We start from the raw sequence: 18318 nt of genomic DNA, 5'->3' as shown, positions 1-18318 counted from the left end.
CATGGAGAGCTCGAAAAAGTTGGGGTCAGGTTGAGGGTCCTCCTCTGCGCAGCGTACCGAGGCTGCTGCCACACGTCAGATGCCCGCAGTGTCAGCAGAAATACTAGGAGACCGGATCGGCAGTGTCGTGCATGCCAGTACTGCTTCATCTAGTGGGGGCAGAACGCGGTCGAGAGGTGAAGGTCGTCGCCTGGCCCGGCTAGAGCACGGGCGGGCGGGGTCGACTGCTTTCGTGTCGTTACGCCCGCGCTATCGGATCGATACACAGGCGCTCTCCGAAGCCTCTGCTAAACGCCCTGCTCGATCCCAAGGTGCAGCTGAGCTTATTCGGCCGCGAGCCCGAGGTCATCGCTGATGAAATCCTTGGCCACGGCACGACCGCGGTGCCGATTACTGACCCCGAGGTCATTGCCACCAGCGGCATCGCCACCCACCTCGGCCTCGTCCGCAGAGTGGGCGACAGCGTGGCGGGCGGGATCATCACGCTGACCACTGAAGAACTTGCCGCTGCCGATGCCTACGAGGTCTCCGCCTATGCCAGGCGCCGCGTGATGACGCGAGATGGCGGCGCAGCCTGGTGCTACGTTTCGGCCGCGCCGCTCGCGGTGGCCGAACGCATCGCGCTCATCGGCGACTCCATCGCCTACGGGCGCACAACGCCCACGGGCGGATGGGCCGCCGCTGTCGCCGCCGATCACATTCTTGTAAATGAAGAGCGCAACAGGTTCTTCAATCTTGCGTGGCCTGGCGCACGCCTGACAGAAGTCCTCGATGCTGCCGCGCACGAAGTGGTCGCCCGCAGGGCCGACACCATCTGCGTTGCGGCCGGAATCAACGATCTGTTGCACTCCCCCTCGGGCGCTGTCGAGCAGGTCGTTCAGGGTCTCGTCGAGCGCCTCGATCTCTTCGCGGGCCGCATGGAGGCTCAGGGCCGCCGTGTGGTGGTCCTGAGCCCCAATTGGCTCGACAGCGCACTCATCGATATCGACATCTCAGACGTGCACGCGTTGAGAGCCGCACTGCAGTCGTGGTGCGCCTCGACCCACCGCGACTTCATCGACTCATGGAATGTGCTTGAGAATCGTCCGGAGCTACTCACCGATGGCATCCACCCCGGCGCCGAGGGCCATGCCCTGCTCGCGCGGGCAATCGCCGCTTAGTACGCCGCGGTGAAGCGCTGGCGGCGGTGCGCGGGGGTCTCGACCTCGTCGATGATCGCCGCGGCGAGGTCGGCGCCCGAGATGTTCGACTCACCGTTCTCGTCGACGAGCAGCACGTCACCGCCGATGCGGAAGACGCCCGTGGCCTCCCCCGGCACCCACGCGCCAAAGCCGCCAGCGGGGCTCACGAAGAACCAGTCGAGCTCGGCATCGCTTGCGCGCAGGTCAGCGAGCACCTGGGCCATCTCATCGGCCTCGGGCTTGATCTCTGCGGGGAAACCCTCGGTGTCTGCGACGAGCGGGCCGCCCTCTGAAACGAACAGTGATCCGGCGCCGCCGATCACGCCAATACGCTTGCCAGCCACGCGTGCGCGGGCCGCCAGGGCCGCGATCGCCGCGGCGGTCTTGCCAGCCATGTCGCCGCGGGGCGACAGCGCGACGAGCACGACATCTGCGCCCTCGACGACCGCGGCAGCGATATCACCGTCGAGGATGGATCCGGTGGCGTAGGTGACGCCAGCGATCTGGGTCTCGGGGATCGAGCGGCTGTACGAAGTAACCTCGTGGCCGCGGTCGGCGGCAACCTGCGCGATGTGGCTGCCTGCGTATCCGGTTCCGCCTACAACGGTGATCTTTGCCATGGGTGCGCTCCTCAGTGTGTTGCGAGTATCTGGGTCAAATGACCTTCCATTAGTTACTATAAGAGAGTTACACTGGAATGGGAAGTAGGCACTTTAGAGTGCGCAAGGCACCGCCAGGTAACCTACCCAGCAGCCCAGCCGCACCCCAGCCATCCAGCAGCCCAGCAGGCAGCTCAGCGACAAAGACCAACAGAGACGAGGTGGCGCACGTGAGTGGGCTCGAAGGAAATCCGTACGACCCCAACTGCCCCACCCGCACGATCCTCGATCGCATCGGCGACCGGTGGACGGTGCTCGTCGTTGGCACGCTGGGCCACGGGCCGGCCCGATTCTCGCAGCTCGCCAGTGCCGTCGGCGGCGTCTCGTCAAAAATGCTCACCCAAACGCTGCGCGCACTCGAGCGCGATGGGCTGGTGCAGCGCACCGTCTACGCCGAGGTACCGCCCCGCGTCGAGTACGCCCTCACCGACATCGGCCAGACCATGCGCGAGCCCCTGAGCGCGCTCGAGCACTGGGCGAAGAGCTATGTGCCCGAAGTGCTCTCGGCCCGCGAGGCATACGACACCCACCACGGCGTGAAATAGCGAACGGCCGCATCTTCCTCTTTTTCAGGGGATGATGCGGCCGTTCGCTGCGAAGCATGAGCACGGGCGCTGCGAAGAGCTGGCTCGCGCGGTGCTCAGTGTTAGCCCGCGCGGTGCTCGAAGATTTCACTCGAGACGGCGGTGTCGCCGAGCTCGAGGTACAGCGTGCCCTCGGTCGCCGAGATCGACAGGGTGTTGCGGCGGCCGAGCGCCCGCGCCACCTCGTCCACGAACTTGGGCTCAAACGAGCGCACGACAATCTCGTCGGCGTGGTGAATCGTTTTGCCGGCCCATGATGTCAGCAGCTTCTCGGGGTCGCGGTGCGTGTACACGGCGGCGCGACCGGCAAGCTTGCTGCCGAAGTGCAGCCGGGCGGCATCGGGCGCACCGATCTCAATCCAGGCTGTGATCTGCCCGGTGAGGTCGCGCACGAGCACGGCGGGTTCGTCGGTTGACGAGACGCCACCGGCCGCAAACACAATGCCATCTTCGTACTCAAGGCAGTACGCGAGCAGACGCGTCACCATGTACTCGGCGGTCTCTGAGGGGTGCCGAGCGACACGAAGTGAAAAGTTCTCGTATACCCCGCGATCCACGTCAGCCAGTTGTACTTCAAAGGTGTGGATCGTTGCGCCTATTGCCATGAGTGAAGCCTACCGGGCTCAGACCTAGCGGGCCGACGCTGCGGGCTCAGCTTCGGCGGCACCAGCATCAGCATCAGCATCAGCATCAGCATCAGCATCAGCATCAGCATCAGCATTCGCCAGCTCAGCGGCCGCATCGAAGGCCTGCGGCTTGGCAGGCAAGAACATGCCGCCCACGAACGCGATAATCAAGATGCCACCCCAGATCAATGCTTCGGTGGTGCCGCCCACGAGCACGGGCAGGTTCCACACTGAGATCGCAAGCACGCCGAGCAGCCCCAGGCCACCGAGTACCGCCGATCCAACCACCCAGCCAGAGGGGGCGAGTGCGCCCTTCTGTGAGCGGCCAAACGCGATCACGGCGACGCTGGTGAGCGCCATCATCCAGATCACGCCCACCGCCCCGGCGCCCGAGTACCAGGTGTAGATCTGCACCACGGGGTCGAGCTGCGCGAGCGCCGACACCACGACCACGGCCGAGGTGATGATGCTCACCCAGAGCGATGCACGCGAGGGCGCGCGGTGCTTCGCGTGCACGTCTGCGAGCGCCGCGGGCAATACGCCGCGCTGGCCCAGCGTGAACAGGTAGCGGGTGACGATGTTGTGGAACGACAGCATGCACGCGAACATGCTCGTCACGACGAGCACCTGCACGAGGTCGGCAAAGATGGGGGCGATCACAGAACCGGCGAGGTCCATGATGACGCTGTCGGGTGCTTCGTTCGATGCGGCGACGGCCTGGTCTTCGCCCAGCCCCGATACGACGAGCCACGACGACACGAAGTACAGTGCACCGATCGTGATCACGGCGATGTAGGTCGCGCGGGGCACGGTGCGCTCGGGGTCCTTCGCCTCATTGCGGAACACCGCGGTTGCTTCGAATCCGAAGAAGCCCAAGAACGCGAACAGCAGCCCGAGCCCGGGGGCTCCGACGAGCGCTTCGGCAGGGTTCAGTGCGGCCGTTGACAGTTCGGCGCCCGAGGCGAGCACGCCCAGGTCAATCGCGAGCACCGCAATCACCTCGAGCACGAGCACGAAGCCGAGCACCTTGGCCGAGAGTTCGATGTCGCGATAGCCCAGCACGCCCACGATGACCAGCATGATGCCCGAGATCAGCCACCACGGCGGGGTGACGCCGAGCCACAGGTTGATCAGGTTGCCCGTCTGCACGCCGAGGTAGCAAGTCATTGACACGGTGAGCAGCACGTAGCTCAGCAGTGCGATTGATGCGGTGCCGAGGCCCGCACGGTGGCCGAGGCCTTGACGCACATACGAGTAGAACGCGCCGGCATCGGGCACCCGCGGCGACATCCAGGTGTAGCCGACCGCAAACAACAGCAAAATCAGGGTCGCGGCGAGCACCATGCTGGGCAGGCCAATCGAGCCCGAGATGCTCAAGATGAGCGGGAAGTTGGCGGCGACGACCGTGATCGGTGCGGCCGCGGCCACCACCATAAATACGATGCCGAATACGCCGAGACGACGGTTGAGCGTGGGTTTCACTGAGTCTCCTGAAGAACTGATCACGTCTGAAAGCGCAGCCAGATGCCGTCCGCACGAATACTTTGTGGGCCGGGGAGACATCAAAAATGTGAATGCTCGGACAGCGATGGGGGTGGTTACGCTCAGCGTCCTACAGCCTCATCGTCTGCAAGCTCCCAGCTTAGCCTGGTTCTTACCCCTTCTCGGCGCGCTCCGAAATACGCACGTCGAGGGGAAAGTCCACTGGCCCGTCGCCAAAGAGCAACGTGCCAGCGCTGGCGGCCGCAGCCGTCACCGCGGCCGCCACTTGGTCGGCGAGTTCGATGGGGGTGTGCACGATCACTTCGTCGTGCAAAAAGAAGGCGAGGTGTGGGCGCCGTTCAAATGCTGGGCCCGAGGCCTGCGCGATGGGTGCCGCCCGCGGGTCTTGCCCGGCCCATGCTGCGGGCAGTTCGTCAAGCCGCAGCCGCAGATTGGCGAGCCACGACAGCGCCCACTCGGCCGCGGTGCCCTGCACCACAAAGTTGCGGGTAAACCTGCCAAAGTCGCGGGCGACCCGGCGCGCCTCGCGCTCGTCGCGCGGGGTCGCACCGGGCTGGCTGGCCAGGGCCTGCTGTTCTAACCATTCATCGCTGGGGGCCGGCGATGACCTACCCAGCCAGGTCGATACGACACCGCCCCGCTCCCCCGCCGCGGCCGCCTGATCGACGAGCCTCATGGCAGCGGGAAAGCTGCGGCGCAGCCTCGGCACAAGCCGGCCACTATCGCCGGTGGTCGATCCATACATGGCGCCGAGCACCGCGATCTTGGCTTCTTGCCGCGTCGCCACGACGCCGCTCGAGACAAGCCCGGCGTACAGGTCGGTGCCTGCGCCAGCGGCAGCCATTGCGCGGTCGCCCGACATCGCCGCGAGCACGCGCGGCTCAAGCTGGGCAACATCTGCCGACACCAGCGTCCAGCCGGGGTCAGCGCGCAGCACGGGCCGCAGCATGCGCGGCAGTTGCAGCGCACCGCCGCCACTCGAGGCCCAACGCCCGGTCACCACCCCGCCCGGAACATACACCGGGTGGTAGCGCCCATCGCGCACCCACTCATCGATCCAGTTCCAGCCGTTCGCGGTGAGCAGCCGCGCAAGTTTCTTGTAGTGCAGCAGCGGCGCAATCACCGGGTGCGCAATGTCGGCGAGCTCCCACTGCGAGGTCGACTGCACCTCGAGGCCTGCGTCACGCAGCGCCCGCAGCAGCTTCGGCGGCGAATCGACGCTCACGCCGGGCTGCCCAAGTGCCATCCCAATCTCGTCGGCGAGACCGGCCATGATCGCGGTGCGCGCACCCGCGGGCGGGCGGGGGCCCAGCGCCTCCCGCAAAATGCGGTCGTGTTCGACGGTGTCCCATGGCAGCCCGGCGGCACGCATCTCGGCGGCCATCACTGCCCCCGCCGACTCCGCGGCGATGAGCAGACTCAGCTGCCGCGGCGATGCGGCTAACGCGGCCCGCTGCCGCGCAAACTCGGCGAGAGTCTCCTCGATATCGCCGGGCACCGCGGTGGCCCGGGTCGATTCGAGCTCAAACAGCGCGGTGGCTTTCGGCTCCGGATCCGGCTCCTCAGGACCCACGTCCCATGCGGCCGCCGCGGCGAGCTCGCCGCGATTCGGCACCAGTTCTGAGCGTAGCAAAATGGCGTGGCTCAGCCTGAGATCGTGGCACCGGGTGATGCGCACACCGTTCGCCAGCAGCTGCGGCACCCAACGAGTGGTGTCGCTCCACACCCAGCGTGGGGCATGTTCCTCTTCGATCCCGCGCACAAAATCGGCGAGTTCGCTGCGCTCCATCGAAATGGGGTCGCCGGAATTGCCGCTCGCATCGAGCGTAAACGCAGTGATGCGCCCGTCGGCATTTCTGCCGAGGGCGCACCAACGCATTGTCACCTGAGGTGGATATTACAGGTGGGTATTACCAGCGGGGCTTGCGCTTGCCGTCGGCGCTGTTGCTGCCGAAGTCGCGCCCGCCACCCTGGTTGCGGTCGCCGCCACGTGAGCCGCGATCTTCCCAGCTGTTGCCGGTGCTGCCGCCACGGTCGTTGTTGTAGCCACCACGGCCACCACGATCGCCACCACCCTGGTAACCGCCACGGTCGCCACGATCGTTGCTGTAGCCACCACGGCCACCACGATCGCCGCCACCCTGGTAACCACCGCGGTCGCCGCCACCCTGGTAACCACCGCGTGAACCGCCGCGATCGCCGCCACGGTCGCCGCCGTAGCTGCGTCCGCCACCGTTACGGTCGCCGCCATAGCTGCGCCCGCCCCGGTCGCCGCCACGTGAGGCTGAGCCGCCGCGGTCTTCCTTCAGCTCGATCAGCTTGCCGCTGATCTGAGTGCTTGCGAGTGCTGCGATCGAAGCCTCAGAGAGGGTTGCGGGCAGCTCGACGAGCGAGAAGTCGTCGCGCACCTGGATGCGGCCGAAGTCGTCGCGGGTGAGGCCACCCTCGTTCGCAATTGCGCCAATGATCTGGCCGGGCTGTACGCGCTCGCGACGGCCCACCTCGATGCGGTACATCTTGAGATCGTCGCGGCGCGGGGCACGCTCGGTGCGCTCGCGTACCGGGCGATCGTTGCTATCGTCAAGGAAGCTTGCAGCCTGCTTGCGATCGCGATCGAATTTACGATCGTCATCAGCCGAGAGCAGCAGGGGCGTCGCGCCCTGTGCCACAACAGCCAGTGCTGCAGCAACGTCAATCTCAGGCACGTCGTGGTTCTTCACGTAGTGCTGAATGACCTCGCGGAAGCGATCGATGCGACCGGTGCGACCGAGGGCCGCGGTGATCTCATCGTCGAAGCGTGACAGACGCGTTGCGTTGACCTCTTCGATGCCAGGCAGCGGCATCTGCGTGAGAGCCTGCTTCGTGGTCTTCTCGATCTGCTTGAGCATACGGCGCTCGCGCGGCGTAACGAAGCTGATCGCGTCGCCCTTGCGGCCTGCGCGGCCGGTACGGCCGATGCGGTGCACGTATGACTCAACGTCGATCGGAAGATCGTAGTTGATGACGTGGCTGATGCGCTCAACGTCAAGGCCACGGGCCGCAACGTCGGTGGCAACGAGGATGTCAAGCTTGCCATCCTTGAGGGCCTGCACGGTGCGCTCACGCTGTGCCTGCTGGATGTCACCGTTGATCGCGGCGGCCGAGTAACCACGGGCGCGCAGCTTCTCAGCTACCTGCTCGGAGTCGCCACGGGTACGCGTGAACACGATGATGCCGTCGAAGTCTTCGACCTCGAGGACGCGGGTCAGCGCATCAAGCTTCTGCGTGAACGAGACGACGATGTAGCGCTGCGTAATCGTCGAGCTCGTCTGCGTCTTGCCGGCGATCTTAATTTCCTGCGGGTCCTTCAAGTACTGCTGTGAGATGCGGCGAATCTGAGCCGGCATCGTGGCAGAGAACAGGGCAACCTGCTTGTCCTTAGGCGTGTCAGCCAGGATCGTCTCAACGTCTTCAGCGAAGCCCATCTTCAGCATCTCATCGGCCTCATCAAGTACGAGGTACTTGATCTGCGTGAGGTCGAGTGAGCCACGCTTCAGGTGGTCCATGATGCGGCCGGGGGTACCGACCACGATGTCTACGCCGCGGCGCAGAGCTGAGAGCTGCTGGCCGTAAGCCTGTCCACCGTAAACGGGAAGCAGGTTGACCTTGGGCAGGTGCGTTGCGTAGCTTTCGAACGCCTCGCACACCTGGAGCGCGAGCTCACGGGTCGGGGCCAGAACGAGAGCCTGCGGCACGCCTGCGCCGGGGGTCATGCGTGAGAGTACGGGCAGCGCGAACGCTGCGGTTTTGCCGGTGCCGGTCTGTGCGAGACCGACGACGTCACGGCCTTCAAGCAGCACGGGGATGGTAGCGGCCTGGATAGCCGACGGGGTTTCGTAGCCCACGTCGGTAACTGCCTGAAGTACTTCAGGCGAGAGACCGAGATCGGCGAATGTAATGCGCTCGCCCTCGGTTTCAGTAGGGACGGCGGATTCGCCTGGTGTGGCGTTCTCGGAAGAGGTCATCATAGTAGTCTACCCCGGAGTTGGCTGAACTGCTGACGAGTTCATGTTAATTCACTCAGGCGGCACGACACAAGGCCGGTTCACGCGGATCCCTGCGCCCAAAAACAGGCGCTGTGCACGCAACGCCAACCGCATTTTCGGTGCGAGACGTAGCCTCGAACTGTATGGTGCGCTCCCGGTAGCCACCGGGCCCGGCGACTCCGGGCGCACCCTCGGCAACGACGCCAAGTGAAAGGTTTCCTCCATTGAGCGATTCAACATCTACTCACGACCCCGGTCTTAGCAGGCGCACACTCGGAGTGCCCTCTATCGCGCTCATGATCATCGCCGCTTCTGCCCCGCTCACGGTCGTCGCGGGCGGCGTGACCACCTCGTTCGCAGTCACCGGATCTTTAGGGGTACCGCTGGGCTTCTTGCTCATTGCCCTGATCCTCGCACTGTTTGCGGTGGGCTACACCGCCATGAGCCGCCACATCACCAACGCCGGCGCATTCTACGCCTACGTTGCGCAGGGCCTGGGTCGGCCCATCGGTGTGGGCGGATCGCTCGTCGCACTCGTGGCCTACAACACCATGCAGGTGGGCATCTATGGCCTGTTTGGTTTTCAGCTTTCCATGTTCCTCGAGGCCAAGCTTGGGTTTGTTTCGCCGTGGTGGATGTGGGTGTTCCTGTGCATCGTCGCTGTCGGTGTGCTGGGCGTCAACCGAGTTGATCTGTCGGCAAAGGTGCTCGGCACGCTCGTGGCGCTCGAGTTTGTCGCCGTCATTATTTTCGACATCGTCTCGCTCTCGGTAGCGCCAGAGGGTGTTTCGATGGCCGCGGTGAACCCGGCCACCCTGTTTGGGCCAGAGCTCGGCTTGATCCTGGTGTTTGGCGTGGCCGCGTTCATGGGCTTTGAGAGCGGCGCGATCTACGGTGAGGAAGCGAAAGATCCCAAGCGCACCGTGCCCCGCGCCACCTATCTCGCCGTCGCCGTCATTGGTGTGTTCTACGCATTGAGCGCGTGGGCATTCTCGGTGGGCATTGGCCCGTCGCAGATCGTGCAGGCATCGCAAGAGGCCGGCCCCGATCTAATGTTCATCTTCATGACCGAACACACGAGCGTTGTGGTGGCCGACATTATGACGCTGCTGTTCATCACCAGCTTGTTCGCGGCACTGCAGGCCTTCCACAACGCGGTCGCTCGTTACCTGTACGCCTTGGGCCGCGAGGGCGTGATGCCGAGTGGCTTCAGCCGCACGAGCGCATCGGGTGCACCCTGGGCCGGATCAGTGGCCCAAACCGTCATTGCGGCCATCGTGGTGGCTGGTTTTGCGCTCGCGGGTGATGCCTTTGGCGCCGCCGAATCAATGTTTGGCGAGCTCTCGTTCCTGTACCCCGTGCTCACCATGTTTACCTGGCTCACCAACACGGGCGCCGCTGGCCTCGTGCTGTTGATGGGGCTGACCGCGTTCGCAGTTGTCGGCTACTTCCGCAAGCACCCCCACAATCTGAGCGTGTGGACCACGGTCATCGCACCGTTCGTTTCGGGCATCTTGCTGCTCGTGATGTTCTTCATGATCCTGGGTAATTTCCAGCTCATGCTTGACCAAGAAGTCGCTGATGCCACGACCTTCGTGTTGCCCGGCTTGATCGTGGCCGCCCTGATCATTGGCATCGTGTGGGGTCTGGCGCTGCGCCGCCGCAAGCCTGCGATCTATGCGCAGATCGGCCACGGCACCGAACCCGGAGCGTATGGCACCGAACTGATCGATGTGGTGCCCGAAGACTAGATCCGGGGCACAAACACCGTGAAGTCTGGCATCCCAGACAACTACGGTGCGGGGTGCATTGTTGCGGCGGCGGTGACGCGGTGTGATGGAAACACACGCGGCACCGTCGCCGCTCTGTTTGAAAGGCTCTCCCATGGCACTCCCCGGCGCACGCCCCGTCAAAGCCCCTCGCGGCCTCGAAATCTCGGCCAAGAGCTGGCAAACCGAAGCTCCGCTGCGCATGCTGATGAATAACCTCGATCCCGAGGTTGCCGAGCGCCCCGATGACCTCGTGGTCTACGGCGGCACCGGTCGCGCGGCCCGCAGCTGGGAGGCCTTCGACGCCATCGTTGCCACGCTGCGCGATCTTGAAGACGATGAGACCCTGCTAGTACAGTCGGGCAAACCCGTCGGAGTCTTTCGCACGAATGTGTGGGCGCCCCGCGTGCTCATCGCCAATTCGAATCTCGTGGGCGATTGGTCAACCTGGCCCGAATTTCGCAAGCTCGAGGCCGAGGGCCTCACGATGTACGGTCAGATGACCGCCGGATCATGGATCTACATCGGCACACAGGGCATCCTGCAGGGCACCTTCGAAACGTTCGCCGCCATCGGCCGCAAGTTCGCGGCTGATCCCGCTGCCTCGGCCGAGCGCGATGGCACCCTCGCGGGCACCCTCACCCTCACCGGCGGCTGCGGCGGTATGGGCGGCGCGCAACCGCTCGCCGTCACGCTCAACGGTGGCACCTGCCTCATCGTCGATGTTGACGAGAGTCGACTGCGCCGCCGTCTCGGCAAGCGCTACCTTGATGAGGTCGTCACCGACATCGATGAAGCGCTCGCCAAGGTTTCGCAGGCGAAGGCCGAGCGGCGTGGTTGGTCGGTGGGGCTCGTTGGCAATGCGGCTGAGCTGTTCCCAGAGATCCTGCGCCGCCACCAGGCCGGTGAGATCACCGTTGATATTGTGACCGACCAGACCAGCGCGCACGATCCGCTCTCTTACCTGCCCATCGGCTATTCCGTAGCGGAATGGGCAGACCGGGCCGCGGCAGATGCCGAGGGGTTCACCCGCGACGCGCAAGCCGCGATGGCCGCACACGTGCGCGCCATGGTCGAGTTCCAAGACGCTGGCGCCGAGGTATTTGACTACGGCAACTCGATTCGTGATGAGGCCCGCACCGGCGGCTACGATCGTGCCTTCGAGTTTCCCGGTTTCGTGCCCGCCTACATTCGGCCCCTGTTTTGCGAGGGTCTCGGGCCCTTCCGGTGGGCGGCGCTGTCGGGTGACCCCGAAGACATTCGCGTCACCGACGAGGCCATCCTCGAACTCTTCCCCGAAAACGAACACTTGCACCGCTGGATTCGCGCGGCACAAGACCGCGTCGAGTTCGAGGGCCTCCCCGCCCGCATCTGCTGGCTCGGCTACGGCGAGCGCCAGCGCGCAGCACTGAAGTTCAATGAACTAGTGGCCGAGGGGAAGCTCTCAGCCCCGATCGTGATCGGGCGCGATCACCTCGACTCGGGGTCAGTCGCGTCTCCCTACCGTGAGACCGAGGCCATGGCCGACGGCTCTGACGCCATCGCCGATTGGCCGCTATTAAACGCGCTTACGGCAGCTTCTTCGGGCGCGACTTGGGTGTCGCTGCATCACGGTGGCGGCGTCGGCATTGGCCGGTCGCTGCACTCGGGCCAGGTGTCGGTAGCTGACGGTACCGAGCTCGCTGCACAGAAGCTAGAGCGGTTACTCACCAACGACCCGGGCATGGGTGTGATTCGTCACGTCGATGCGGGCTACCAGCGCGCCGTCGATGTGGCCGCTGAGCGTGAGGTGCGGGTGCCGATGACGCCTACCATTCGCCACGACTAGCCCTCCGCTAACAGCGCCTGCGTAACTGAAACGAGCACCATGACGACCCTGCTGATTGACAACATCGGCGAACTCACCACGAATGATGATGAGCTCGCCACGGCGGGGCGCCTGCGTGATGCTGCCGTACTCGTGGAGGGCAACCGTATTGCCTGGGTCGGGCCGGCAGCGCAGGCTCCTGCGGCTGACACCCGATTCGATGCGGCCGGGCAGGCACTCTTGCCCGGCTGGGTCGATTCGCACACCCACATGGTGTTTGCGGGTGATCGCACCGCAGAGTTTGAGGCGCGCATGGCCGGCGAATCGTATGCGGCGGGCGGCATTAATGTCACGGTCAACGCGACTCGGGCTGCCAGCGATGAGACGTTGGAGCAAAACCTGCGACGCCTCATCGCTGAGGCCCGGGCGGGCGGCACGACCACGATTGAAACAAAGACCGGCTACGGGCTCACCGTTGCAGACGAAGTGCGCTTGGCCCGCATTGCGGGCCGTCACGCCGACGCGGTGACATTTCTCGGCGCGCATCTCGTGCCCGCCGAAGCGAACCCGGCCGACTACCTCGATCTCGTGACGGGCCCGATGCTTACCGCCGTCGCACCCCATGTCTCGGCGGTCGACGTGTTCTGCGAAACGGGAGCCTTCGATGAGGCGGCTACGCGGCGCGTACTCGAGGCCGCCAGTGCCGCGGGCCTGGCGACCCGCGTGCACGGCAACCAGCTGGGGCACGGGCCGGGCGTGCAGCTCGCCGTGGAGTACGGTGCGCTGAGCGTCGACCACGTCGGGTTCTTAACTGAGCAAGATATTGAGGCGCTGGCGGCTTCTTGGACTGGACCCACATCACTCCCCGGCACCGTTGCCACGGTGCTGCCCGCGTGTGACCTCTCAACGCGCATGCCGCTCGCGCCAGCGCGCAATCTTCTCGACGCGGGGGCGCGCATCGCGATCGCGTCAAACTGCAACCCGGGCACCTCATACACAAGCTCGATGGCTTTCTGTGTGGCCACCGCGGTGCTCCAGATGGGCCTCACCATTCACGAGGCGGTGCGTGCAGCGACCCTCGGTGGGGCGTGGGCGCTCGGCATGCATGAGGAGGGGTGGCTGGATCCGCGGGGCATCGCCCAGCCCGCGGTCGGCGTGATTTGCCCGGGGGCCCGCGCCGACTTGCAGTTGCTCGCGGCCCCCTCGGTCACGCACCTCGCGTACCGCCCCGGCATGCCCCTCACTCGGGCAGTCTGGCGAGCGGGTATTCGCGTCGTCTAGGCCTAGAGCTAGAACTAGAACCCCCGCTCTCGCGCTCTAACAAGAATTCGCGAGTGTTCCACAGGCAGTGATTTTGAGTCACAATCATGAAGAATCATCCAGATCTGTGGACAACGCAATGTTGGGTGCTGACGCAGGTCACACTGCTGGCATGCCTTTCACTCCACGTACGTTGACCCCGCACCTCCCACTCGCGTTCATTGCTGCCGACGCGCCTCGTTTTGAGGTGTCGGCAGACATGCTGCGGCACCACAGGTTCGCGCACCCTCACCGCGGCGTGTACTCGCACGCTCCCCCGCCTCAGACCCAATTCGTGGAAGAGATCATGCGCTACCGCGCGGAGAGCTACTTGCCGCTGCTGCGTGAGGGTGAGGCGTTCAGCCACACCACGGCGTTATTGCTCTACGGGTGCCCGTTACGTACTACTGCCGCGCTGCATGTGACGGTGCAGCCCGCACACAACCGGGCGCGAGGCAAGAACGTACTGGGGCACAGGTCGCTGGCTCCCTTCAGCGTTGCACGGCTCAGAGGCGAGCTTTCGTGTGTCCCTGTTGCCACCGCCCTCACGCAGAGCGCACCGCTGCTCAACTTTCAAGAACTTGTCATTGCGATCGACTTTCTGGTGCTGCCGCGCGGTCACCACAGCTGCAAGAGCCCCCTCATCACTCACGAAGATCTCGAGGCTGCCCTGACTGCGCGCCGCTCCCCCGGTATCGGTCGGCTACGGGCAGCGCTGCGGGTCGCCAGGGTCGGGGCAGAATCTCGCATGGAATCGATTCAACACTTTGAGCTCGCCCGCATGGGGATCGATGACCTCGAAATGCAGTCCCACGTCTTCGACACTGCCGGGCACTGGATCGGGCGCTTCGACTTGGTTGATCGTGCCCGCAGGCGCATCATGGAATATGACGGGGAGCAGCACCGCACCGATCGGCAGCAGTATCTCAAGGATGAGCGGCGTCTTGAGCGGGCGCGTGCTGCTGGGTATGCGGTGCTTCGGCTGCACCGCGAGAACTTTCACCCCGCCCAAGTCGCGGTCACGAGGCAGCTCATGTGCACGTTTCTCGGGCGCACCCCGCGCACCCTCTCACCCGAACTCGAGCGCTACTTCGCTGAGTGCCACTGATGTGCACCCGCACTCGCAACACGCGTGCTCGTTTGGTGGCCCCGTGTCGGGGTACCGTCGGTGCGAGTACCCCGACACGGGGCCACCAAATGAAAAGTGCGATGGAGCTCGCGCTGTCGAGCCAAACCAGGCTGGCTACACCCGTGACTTGCCGTAGATCCGCGACGATAGCGCCTCGGCAGTGCTGCGCACGTCGCGGGCGATGGGTGCGAAGCGCTCTGGATCCACCCGTTCCTCGGCGAAGGTCACCGCGATCGCGGCGACCGGCCAGCCCCGGTGGTCGAGCACCGGCACACCGATCGAGGACAGCCCTGCGGTGACCGAGCCGCGCTCGAGCGCGAATCCGCGCGTGCGGGTAGCGTCGAGCACCCCGCGCAGCTTCGAGTAGCGGTCGATGCCGTCGGGGTCATCGTGGCGGTGCACAAACGATTCGAGATCGGGGAACAAAGCCCGCACCTGCGCCTTGGGCAGCGCCGCAAGGATGGCGCGGCCGCTCGCGGTGAGCTGCATCGGCAGCCGCACATCCACATCGGTGACGAGTGGGCGCGAGCCCTGCGCCCGCTCCTCGATCACGTACAGCACATCTCTGCCGTGGGGCACCGCGAGGTGACAGCTCTCCCCCAGCCGGTCAACGAGCTGGGCCACGAGCGGGCGGCCGAGCCGGCCGAGCGGTTCTTGCCGCTCGTACGCGCTCGACAGTTCGACCGCGGCGATGCCGAGCCCGTAGCGTTTCTCCTCGGGGAGGTGCATCACGAAGCCGTGCTCTTGCAGGGTGGCGAGCAGATGGTAAACCGTCGAGCGCGGCAGCTCGAGCTTTGTCGCAATCATGCTCGCCGCCATCGGGCCCCGCGAGCCCGCCAACAGGCTGAGAATGCGCAGCGTGTGGTCGGCCGCGGGCACCTTGGGGTCGGTCATGACTGCACCCTACCCGTTGAGGTCCCCGCAGCGGGGATCCAGGCCTGGGCGGGCACTGCGGCTCCCGATAGTTTCCGGCTACGCGAGCTGCGCACCGAGTGCACCCTCGACCCGCTCACGCACCTCGCCGCTCACTACGAACTCGTACGCCGACGTAATCGTGGGCGACAGGAATGTGTCGGTGTCGGGTGCCGAAATGCGCGTGCGAAACAGCTCGTGCACCGCCCGGGTCGCCGGCGAGGGCTGCTGGGCGGCCGACTGTGGGTCGAGCACACGGAAATCGAGCGCGCGGGTCGACGCGAGCAGCTCGATCGCGAGCACCCGTGACAGGCCGTCGACCGAGCGTCGCAGCTTGCGCCCCGCGGCCCAGCCCATTGATACGTGATCCTCTTGCATCGCCGAAGACGGAATCGAATCGACCGAGGCCGGGGCCGCGAGCCGCTTCAGTTCAGACACGATGCCGGCCGCCGTGTACTGGGCGATCATCAGGCCCGAGTCGAGGCCCGCGTCTGCCGCGAGGAACGGGGGCAGGCCGTGGTTGCGCGACACATCGAGGAACCGGTCGGTGCGGCGCTCAGAGATGCTCGCGAGGTCGGCCACCGCAATCGCCAAAAAGTCGAGGGCGTACGCGACGGGGGCACCGTGAAAGTTGCCGTTGGATTCAACGCGGCCGTCGGGCAACACCACCGGGTTATCGATGGCAGAGGCGAGCTCATACCCGGCGACTGTGGCAGCGTGTGCGGCCGTATCGCGGGCAGCGCCGTGCACCTGGGGTGCGCAGCGCAGCGAGTAAGCGTCTTGCACGCGCGTGAATTCCCCCTCGCGCGGGCGCTGAATCAACTGCGACTCCCCCAGCACCGCACGCATGTTTGCGGCCGATGCTGCCTGGCCTGGGTGCGGGCGCAGCGCCTGCAGATCGGCGGCAAACACGGCGTCGGTGCCCATCAGTCCTTCAACCGAGGCAGCAGCGGCCACGTCGGCGATCGCAAACAGTTCGGCAAGGTCGGTGAGCGCGAGGCACAGCATGCCGAGCATGCCATCTGTGCCATTGATCAGTGCGAGGCCCTCTTTCTCGGCGAGCACGAGCGGCTCAATGCCCGCGGCGGCGAGCGCGTCGGCTGCGGGGATCGGGGGGATGGAGAGATCGAGGCTGACGCGCACGTGTCCCTCTCCCATGAGCGTGAGCGCGCAGTGGGCGAGCGGGCTGAGGTCGCCTGAGCATCCGAGTGAACCGTATTCGTGCACCACTGGCGTGATGCCGGCGTTCACGATGGCGGCGTAGGTGGTCACGACGGCGGGGCGCACACCGGTGCGACCGGTGGCGAGGGTGGCGAGGCGCAGCAGCATGAGGGCGCGCACGACCTCGCGTTCGACCTCGGCGCCGGTGCCGGCGGCGTGCGATCTGATGAGGCTGCGCTGCAATTGCTGGCGCTTCTCGACCGGGATCTGCACCTTGGCGAGCGCACCGAATCCGGTGGAGATGCCGTAGTGGGGTTGGGTGTCGCTGGCGAGGGCATCGATGATGTCTCGGCTGGCGCTCACGCGTGCGAGCCCGTCGGGGGCGATCTCGATGGGGGCGTTGTGCCGGGCGACCGCCACAACCTCGGCGATGGTGAGGGGGCCAGCTCCCAGGGTGACGGAGGCAGCTTGGGTGGCGTGGTGAGCGTTCATACTCTGATTTCACCGCACGCGGGGCCTGTGCGGGTGCCTTCCGCGCACCCCAGTGTCTGGGATTACAGACGATTGGGGAAAGTCTCGGTTCGCTATTTGGTCAGGAGTTGTTAGCGTCAAGACATGAGCTATGACGAGATCACCCCCGGCACCCCCGCACTGTCGAACGATCCGGCGTGGCCGCGCACCGGCGGCTGGGGCGCCGTGCCCGATGGCGAGAGCCCCATCGACCTCGCCATTTTGGGGATCCCCACCTCACGCAATTCGCTGTCTCCGAGCAACGCGCACGAAACCCCCGCCGCGGTGCGCGAGGCTCTCAGACGCTACTCGAGCCACGTGGTGACGCCGGGAGCCCCTGGCCGCCGCCGTGGCAAACAAGAAATCGTGCTCGATGAGGCACTCACGATTGTTGATGCGGGTGACGCCGTCGATCCCGATTCTGAGACCGGCGAAGCCGCAGCCCAGGCACTCGTGGCAAGCCTGTCGGCCCGGGCGCAGCTCGTCGTGGCCGTTGGCGGCGACAACTCGCTCACGGTGCCGGCGGCCCTGGGCGTCTTCGGCGACAATATTGAAACTGCGGGACTCATCACGCTCGACGCGCACCATGATCTGCGTGACGGCCGGTCGAACGGCTCCCCCGTGCGCCGCCTCATTGAGGCGGGGCTCAACCCGCGCCGCATCGTGCAGATCGGCATCGCCGACTTCGCAAACTCGGCCGAATACCGCAAGCGCGCACGCGACTACGGCATCACGGTGATTCACCGCGACGAGCTGCACAGCCGTTCGATGCACGATGTCATCGACGAAGCGCTGCACATCGCCGGATCAGGCGACGGCCCCCTGCACGTTGATCTCGACGTCGACGTGTGCGACCGGTCGGTGGCGCCCGGCTGCCCGGCCTCGATTCCCGGCGGGCTGCAGGCCTACGAGCTCAGGCTCGCGGCGCGACTGCTCGCCACCGACCCCCGCGTGCGCGGCATCGATATCGCCGAGGTCGACGCCACGGCAGACACCGAAGATCAGCGCACCGTGCGCCTCGCCGCATTGTGCGTGCTCGAGGCCGCGGCGGGGCTCGCCAAACGGCTCGGGCACTAAACCGCACGATTGCACCAATCGCGGGCTCCCGGGTTACAGTATTTCGGTGCGGGAGACCCCGCCGAGAGGGATCACG

General features: G+C 65.6%; 14 protein-coding genes. 7 read left to right on the top strand and 7 right to left on the bottom strand.

The genetic code is table 11. The features are described from left to right. The first annotated feature begins 311 nt into the window (after window positions 1–311). Window positions 312–1160: a GDSL-type esterase/lipase family protein gene (locus tag JOF28_RS13235; RefSeq protein WP_209706198.1), complete on the top strand. Its 849-nt coding sequence runs from the start codon at window positions 312–314 to the stop codon at window positions 1158–1160. On the opposite strand, the gene JOF28_RS13230 is transcribed toward JOF28_RS13235, so the two are convergent. After that, window positions 1157–1801 (bottom strand): NAD(P)-dependent oxidoreductase, encoded by a 645-nt coding sequence (locus tag JOF28_RS13230; protein WP_209706195.1) that lies wholly within the window; start codon window positions 1799–1801, stop codon window positions 1157–1159. The genes JOF28_RS13235 and JOF28_RS13230 overlap by 4 nt on opposite strands. Before the next feature lie 209 nt (window positions 1802–2010). Here JOF28_RS13230 and JOF28_RS13225 point away from each other — a divergent pair, with 209 nt between their 5' ends. Further along, complete coding sequence (locus tag JOF28_RS13225; RefSeq protein ID WP_342452193.1) at window positions 2011–2385, top strand: winged helix-turn-helix transcriptional regulator; 375 nt, start codon at window positions 2011–2013, stop codon at window positions 2383–2385. A 101-nt stretch (window positions 2386–2486) separates the two neighbouring features. On the opposite strand, the gene JOF28_RS13220 is transcribed toward JOF28_RS13225, so the two are convergent. The 4 genes from JOF28_RS13220 to JOF28_RS13205 form a co-directional block, all read right to left on the bottom strand. Then, the gene (locus JOF28_RS13220; RefSeq protein ID WP_209706191.1) at window positions 2487–3029 is read right to left on the bottom strand and encodes a YaeQ family protein; all 543 of its coding nucleotides are present in this window, start codon (window positions 3027–3029) and stop codon (window positions 2487–2489) included. A 24-nt stretch (window positions 3030–3053) separates the two neighbouring features. Next, complete coding sequence (locus tag JOF28_RS13215) at window positions 3054–4532, bottom strand: APC family permease (RefSeq protein ID WP_209706189.1); 1479 nt, start codon at window positions 4530–4532, stop codon at window positions 3054–3056. Between the two features lie 172 nt (window positions 4533–4704). Next, on the bottom strand, window positions 4705–6432 hold the full coding sequence (locus JOF28_RS13210) for a bifunctional 3'-5' exonuclease/DNA polymerase (RefSeq protein WP_209707127.1): 1728 nt from the start codon (window positions 6430–6432) through the stop codon (window positions 4705–4707). 31 nt (window positions 6433–6463) lie between these two features. Next, window positions 6464–8557 carry a DEAD/DEAH box helicase gene (locus JOF28_RS13205; protein WP_245189975.1) on the bottom strand — a complete coding sequence of 698 codons (2094 nt, stop codon included), beginning with the start codon at window positions 8555–8557 and terminating at the stop codon, window positions 6464–6466. 299 nt (window positions 8558–8856) lie between these two features. Here JOF28_RS13205 and JOF28_RS13200 point away from each other — a divergent pair, with 299 nt between their 5' ends. The 4 genes from JOF28_RS13200 to JOF28_RS13185 all read left to right on the top strand — a co-directional run bounded on the left by JOF28_RS13200 (window position 8857) and on the right by JOF28_RS13185 (window position 14561). Further along, window positions 8857–10329, top strand: a complete 1473-nt coding sequence (locus JOF28_RS13200) for an APC family permease (RefSeq protein WP_342452178.1) — start codon at window positions 8857–8859, stop codon at window positions 10327–10329. A gap of 133 nt (window positions 10330–10462) precedes the next feature. Further along, a complete protein-coding gene (gene hutU, locus JOF28_RS13195; protein ID WP_209706185.1) occupies window positions 10463–12175 on the top strand; it encodes a urocanate hydratase in 1713 nt (570 codons plus the stop codon). Window positions 12176–12214: 39 nt separating this feature from the next. Continuing rightward, on the top strand, window positions 12215–13435 hold the full coding sequence (gene hutI / locus JOF28_RS13190; RefSeq protein ID WP_209706183.1) for an imidazolonepropionase: 1221 nt from the start codon (window positions 12215–12217) through the stop codon (window positions 13433–13435). 151 nt (window positions 13436–13586) lie between these two features. Beyond that, window positions 13587–14561, top strand: a complete 975-nt coding sequence (locus JOF28_RS13185; RefSeq protein ID WP_209706181.1) for a DUF559 domain-containing protein — start codon at window positions 13587–13589, stop codon at window positions 14559–14561. A 135-nt stretch (window positions 14562–14696) separates the two neighbouring features. Here the strand turns inward: JOF28_RS13185 and JOF28_RS13180 are convergent, their stop codons facing one another. Then, a complete protein-coding gene (locus JOF28_RS13180) occupies window positions 14697–15476 on the bottom strand; it encodes an IclR family transcriptional regulator (protein WP_209706179.1) in 780 nt (259 codons plus the stop codon). A 78-nt stretch (window positions 15477–15554) separates the two neighbouring features. Beyond that, entirely contained in the window at window positions 15555–17147 is a 1593-nt protein-coding gene (gene hutH / locus JOF28_RS13175) for a histidine ammonia-lyase (protein WP_209706177.1), read from the bottom strand. 123 nt (window positions 17148–17270) lie between these two features. On the opposite strand from hutH, the gene JOF28_RS13170 reads away from it, so the two are divergent. After that, the gene (locus JOF28_RS13170; RefSeq protein WP_209706175.1) at window positions 17271–18242 is read left to right on the top strand and encodes an agmatinase family protein; all 972 of its coding nucleotides are present in this window, start codon (window positions 17271–17273) and stop codon (window positions 18240–18242) included. The last annotated feature ends 76 nt before the right edge of the window (window positions 18243–18318 follow it).

Source organism: Leucobacter exalbidus (genome assembly GCF_017834145.1).
In the GTDB taxonomy this organism is placed as follows: Bacteria; Actinomycetota; Actinomycetes; order Actinomycetales; family Microbacteriaceae; genus Leucobacter; species Leucobacter exalbidus.
Note: the sequence above shows the minus strand (reverse complement) of the source record. Positions and strands in the feature narration are given on the sequence as shown.